Annotated in this window: 4 protein-coding genes and 1 pseudogene; all 5 read left to right on the top strand. The window is 73.6% G+C overall.

Annotation, left to right across the window (positions count from 1 at the left end):
- Positions 1 to 531: pseudogene (locus ACWJ6R_RS29545) on the top strand (hypothetical protein); the annotation flags it as partial.
- Positions 482 to 1,324: an MMPL family transporter gene (locus tag ACWJ6R_RS29540; RefSeq protein WP_449065369.1), complete on the top strand. Its 843-nt coding sequence runs from the start codon at positions 482 to 484 to the stop codon at positions 1,322 to 1,324. The pseudogene ACWJ6R_RS29545 and the gene ACWJ6R_RS29540, both read left to right, overlap by 50 nt.
- A 17-nt stretch (positions 1,325 to 1,341) precedes the next feature.
- Complete coding sequence (gene polX, locus ACWJ6R_RS29535; RefSeq protein WP_449065368.1) at positions 1,342 to 3,030, top strand: DNA polymerase/3'-5' exonuclease PolX; 1,689 nt, start codon at positions 1,342 to 1,344, stop codon at positions 3,028 to 3,030.
- 210 nt (positions 3,031 to 3,240) lie between these two features.
- Positions 3,241 to 4,353, top strand: coding sequence for a sulfite oxidase (locus ACWJ6R_RS29530; RefSeq protein ID WP_449065367.1), 1,113 nt, complete (start codon positions 3,241 to 3,243; stop codon positions 4,351 to 4,353).
- 242 nt (positions 4,354 to 4,595) lie between these two features.
- Positions 4,596 to 5,209, top strand: a 614-nt coding sequence (locus tag ACWJ6R_RS29525; RefSeq protein WP_449065366.1) for a wax ester/triacylglycerol synthase domain-containing protein, incomplete at its 3' end; no start/stop codon positions are given.

Genomic DNA, 5,209 nt, shown 5'->3' with positions numbered 1-5,209 from the left:
CTGGTCCGCTCGCTGGCCCTGCCCGCCGGGGTGGCGGCGGTGGTGGCGCCGGCCGCGGCGCTGACGCTGCTGCCGGCCCTGCTGGCCGGGTGCGACCGCTTCCTGGGATTCGGCGCCCTGCCCCGGCGCGGTGGGCGCCGGGAGTGCGGAGGGGGCGGATGGGCGCGCTGGGCCCGGCATCTGATGCGTCATCCGTGGCCCTACCTGGCGGGCGCGACCGCGCTCCTGCTGCTGGCCGCCGCCCCGCTGTCCGGTCTCCGGTTGGGCATGGACGTCGACCGGGCGTCCGTCGCCGGCACGGACGCCGGACGCGGCTTGGCGCGGATGGAGGCCGACGGGGTGGCGGGGCTGACGGCGGTGCTGCTGCCTCACGCGCCGGGCGGCCCCGGTGGACACCACCGCGCTGGTGGCCGCGCTGCGCGCCGATCCGCGCGTGGCGCTGGCCGTGCCCGCCGACAACGGCCGCGACCTGACCGCCGTCATGGTGCTGAGCGACCAGGCGCCGACCGGCGGCGCGGCCGCGCTCAATGAGCGCATCGCGCGGGCGCCGGACCTGGGCCTGCTGCCCGCCCGGCAGCCGGTGCTGGTCGGCGGGCCCGCCGCGATGACGGCCGACCTCGGCGCCGCGAGCACCGACCGGCTCTGGCAGGTGGCGGCCCTGGTGCTGTCCGGCTCGCTGCTGTTCCTGCTGGCGGCCTTCCGCAGCCTGCTGCTGCCGCTCAAGGCCGTGCTGCTGAACCTGCTGACCGTCGCGGCGGCCTTCGGGCTGACGGTCTGGGTGTTCCAGGGGCCGTCCGGAGCGGGGACGGTCTCCGCGGTGCTGCCGGTGGCCCTCCTCACGCTGGTGTTCGGCCTGTCGATGGACTACGAGGTGTTCGTGGTCCACCGCATCGCCGAGTACCGCCGCGCCGGCGCCGGTGACACCGAGGCGGTCGCGCTGGGGCTGCGGCACAGCGCGCGGACCGTGACCCTGGCCGCCGCGGTCATGGTCGTCACCTTCGGCGGGCTGATCGCCGGCCACCGGCAGGAGGTCCGGCAGCTCGGCTTCGCCGTCGCCGCGGCGATCACCATCGACGCGGTCCTGGTCCGCCTGGTCATGGTCCCGGCGCTGATGCGGCTGCTGGGGCGGGGCAACTGGTGGCTGCCCGCCCCGCTGGCGCGGCTCCTGCCATCCGCCCCATCCGCCCCATCCGCCGCACCCGCCGTACCCGGAGTTTCCGCCGTACCCGCCGAGGCCGGGGCGTCCGTCCCGCCCACCCCGTCGGTGCGGTCCCTGCCGCCCGTCGCGCCCGGTGCCGCCGCGGGCCCGGAATCGTCGGGGTGATCTCCTAGGGTGGGCGCGTGACACGAGCGAATGACGATGTGGCCGCCGCCCTGGAGGAGTACGCCGAGCTGTTCGCGATGACGGGCGGTGACGCGTTCCGGGTCCGCAGCTACCAGAAGGCCGCCAAGGCCATCGCGGGCTTCCCCGAGGACATCGCCTCCGCGGCCGTGCGGAGCGTGCCGGGCGTGGGCGAGGCGATCGCCAAGAAGGTCGAGGAGTACCTCGAGCGGGGCGGCTTCCGGCAGCTCGACGAGCTGCGCGGCCGGGTCCCCGAGGGGGTGCGCAGGCTGACCCGGGTGCCCTCGCTCGGGCCGAAGAAGGCGGTCTTCCTCTACCAGGAGCTCGGCGTCGACTCCCCCGAGGCGCTCGCCGAGGCGATCAGGGCGGGCCGGCTCAAGGGGGTGAAGGGCTTCGGCCCCAAGACCGAGGAGAACCTCCTGCGGGGCGTCGAGCAGCTGGCGCGGACCAGCGCGCGGGTGCACGTCGGGGTGGCGATGGAGCTGGCCGAGCGGGTCGTCGCCTCGCTGCGGGGCGGGGCCGAGCGCATCGCCCACGCCGGGTCGCTGCGCCGGATGCGCGACACCGCCGGCGACGTCGACGTGCTGGCCGTCGCGCCGGAGTCGCTCATGGACGACTTCAAGGCCAGGCCGTACGTCGCGGAGGTCATCGCCTCGGGAGGGAAGAAGACCTCGATCCGCACCCACCAGGGCGTGCAGGTGGACCTGCGGCTGATCCCGGCCGAGTCGTGGGGCGCCGGCCTGCTGTACTTCACGGGGTCGCAGGCGCACAACGTGCGCCTGCGGGAGATCGCCGTGAAGAAGGGCTGGAAGCTCTCGGAGTACGGCCTCTTCGACGGCGACCGGGTGATCGCGGCGGCCGAGGAGGAGGACGTCTACCGGGCGCTCGGCATGGAGTGGATCCCGCCCGCGCTGCGCGAGGACGGCGGGGAGGTCGCCGCCGCGCTGGAGGGCGGGCTGCCCCGGCTGGTGACGCTGGAGGATCTCCGGGGCGACCTGCACACCCACACTGACCTGACCGACGGCATCGCCTCGCTGGAGGACATGGTGGCGGCCGCCGCGGCGCGCGGCCACTCCTACTACGCGATCACCGACCATGCCCCGGACCTGGCCATGCACCGGATGACGCTGGAGAAGGCACTGGAGCAGCGCGAACAGATCAAGCGACTTCAGGGTAGATATCCGGACATGCGGCTCCTGCACGGTACCGAGCTCAACATCGCCCCGGACGGCTCGGTCGACTGGCCGGCCGAGATCCTGGCGGGCTTCGACGTGTGCGTGGCGAGCGTGCACTCCCATTTCGGGCAGTCCCGCGAGGAGATGACCCGCCGGCTGGTCACCGCGTGCGAGAACCCGCACGTCCACGTCATCGGCCATCCCACGACCCGGCTGATCGGCCGGCGGGAGCCGGTGGACGCCGACTGGGACGAGGTCTTCCGCGCCGCCGCCCGCACCGGCACCGCGATGGAGATCGACTCCATGCCCGACCGCTCCGACCTGCCCGACGACCTGGTACGGCTGGCACGCCACCACGGCGTGGTCTTCTCCATCGACAGCGACGCCCACGCGGTGCCCCACCTGGCGGGCCAGCGCTTCGGCGTCGGCATCGCCCAGCGCGCCTGGCTGACCCCGGAGGAGGTGGTCAACGCCTGGCCGCTGGAGCGGCTGCTGGCCTTCCTGGGCCGCTGAGGAGCCGGCGGGACCGCCAGGAAGCCGCCGGGGTCCCGGGAAACCGCCGGGGAGCCGCCGGGTCACCGGGAAACCGTCAGGGTCACAGGGAAGCCGCCGGGAGGCGCAGGGAGGTCACCGAGAAGCCACTGAGAGTCCGCGAAACCGCGCCCCCCGCGAGATTGCATGGTTTCCTAGTAGGTAATGACTGCAATGAGGGGATGGTGCCGCATGCCGGACGAGGCCGTCGTCGAACCCACCGCCGGACCCATCGTCAAGCCGCTGCCTCCCGAGCTGTTCGACGTGCACGGCTCCTGCGCCGAGATGCGCTGGGAGGCCATGCGCGGCGCCGGATACCACGTGCCGACCGATCGGTTCTTCGTGCGCAACCACACCCGCACCCCGGTGATCGACGCGGCGGCCTGGCGGCTGGAGCTGCACGGCTCGGGCCTGCGCGCCCCGAGGGGTTTCGGCTACCGGGAGCTGCTCGCCCTGCCCTCCGTCACCCGGGACGTGCTGATCGAGTGCGCGGGCAACGGCCGGCGGTTCTTCACCGACCAGCAGCACCAGGAGGTCTCCGGCACCCCGTGGCGGCTCGGCGCCGCCGGAGTGGCCCGCTGGCGCGGGGTGCCGCTGGCCGCGGTGCTGGAGCTCGCCGGGATCACCCCCGACGCCGTCGACGTGATGCCGCGCGGCCTCGATCCCCGCTACGTGGCCGACGGCGTCGACCACGGCCGCGTGCGCCGGCCGATCCCGGTCGCCAAGGCCCTCGACGACGTCATCCTGGCCTACGAGATGAACGGCGAGCCGCTCCCGCCCGACCACGGGCACCCGGTCCGGCTGGTCGTGCCGTCGTGGATCGGGCTGGCCTCGGTCAAGTGGGTGGGCGACATCGAGGTCTCCGCCGAGCCGCTGTCCTCGCCGTGGACGACGGAGTTCTACCGCATGCTCGGCGGCGACCACCCGCCGGAGGGCGGTCCCCCGCTGACCGCCTGCGACGTCAAGAGCGTCTTCGAGCTGCCCTGGGAGGCCGTCCTGCCCGCCGGGCGCCCGCACGTGCTGCACGGCCGCTCCTGGTCCGGTCGTGGCCGGATCACCTCGGTCGAGGTGAGCGTCGACGGCGGCGCCGCCTGGCGGCCCGCCCTGCTGCGCGGCGCGCACGTCGCCCGCGCCTGGACCCGCTGGCACGTCACCTGGAACCCTCCGGCGAGCGGTCCGTACACGCTGCTCGCCCGCGCGACCGACGCCACCGGTGCGACCCAGCCCATGGAAAGCCCTTACAATGAATTGGGATATCTCTTTAACGCGGTTGTGCGCTGTCCGGTGCGGGTCATAAACGTCTAGCGGAATCGCCAGCGGAACGGAAACATGACCCCAACGGGAAAATCGGCCACCGCGCCCGCATGACCTGCGCATGCGTTGATCAGGCAGGACACGTTACCGAAATCGGCGTTCGCTATTGCGGATTTCATCTGAAAGACTCCTCCGGTTGCTCCACGGAAACGCAGACGAAACGAACCGGGGTGATGATGACAGAGTCCGTTCCAACGGTCCGTTCCCATTCTCTCCGCCGAGAGGCCCAGCCGATGCGCCAGTTGACCCCGCTCGACGCGCAGTTCCTGCACGCCGAGTCGGCGACCACCGCCGCCCATGTCGCGGGGGTGGCCGTGCTGGATCCGAGCCGCACCCCCGAAGGCAGGATCACCCGCGAGGCCCTGATCGCGCTGCTGCGCGACCGGCTGCACCTGGCCCCGGCCCTCAGGCTGCGCCTGGTGAGCGTGCCGTTCGGCCTCGACCATCCGTACTGGACGGAGGACCCCGCCTTCGACGTCTCCCACCACGTGCACGAGACGACCCTGCCGATGCCGGGCGACGACGCCCAGCTCGCCGAGGCGGTCGCCCGGCTCCACGAGCGGCATCTGGACCGCCGCCGCCCGCTCTGGGAGATGCACCTGATCCAGGGCCTGACCGGCGGCCGGGCCGCGCTGTACATCAAGGTCCACCACTGCGCCATCGACGGGGTGTCGGGCGCGGAGACGCTGGCCGCGCTGCTGGACCTCACCCCCGAGCCGCGCGCCGTCGAACCCCCGGCGGAGCGCCGGCCGACCGCCGCGCCGGGGGATCGTCACAAATGCTCGCCGGAGCCGTCACCCGGTCGCGACCCACCCGCTGCGGGCGCGTGCGCTCCCTGGGCCGGGCC

The organism is Planomonospora algeriensis, assembly GCF_977012225.1.
This window is presented reverse-complemented; position numbering and strand designations above follow the sequence as displayed.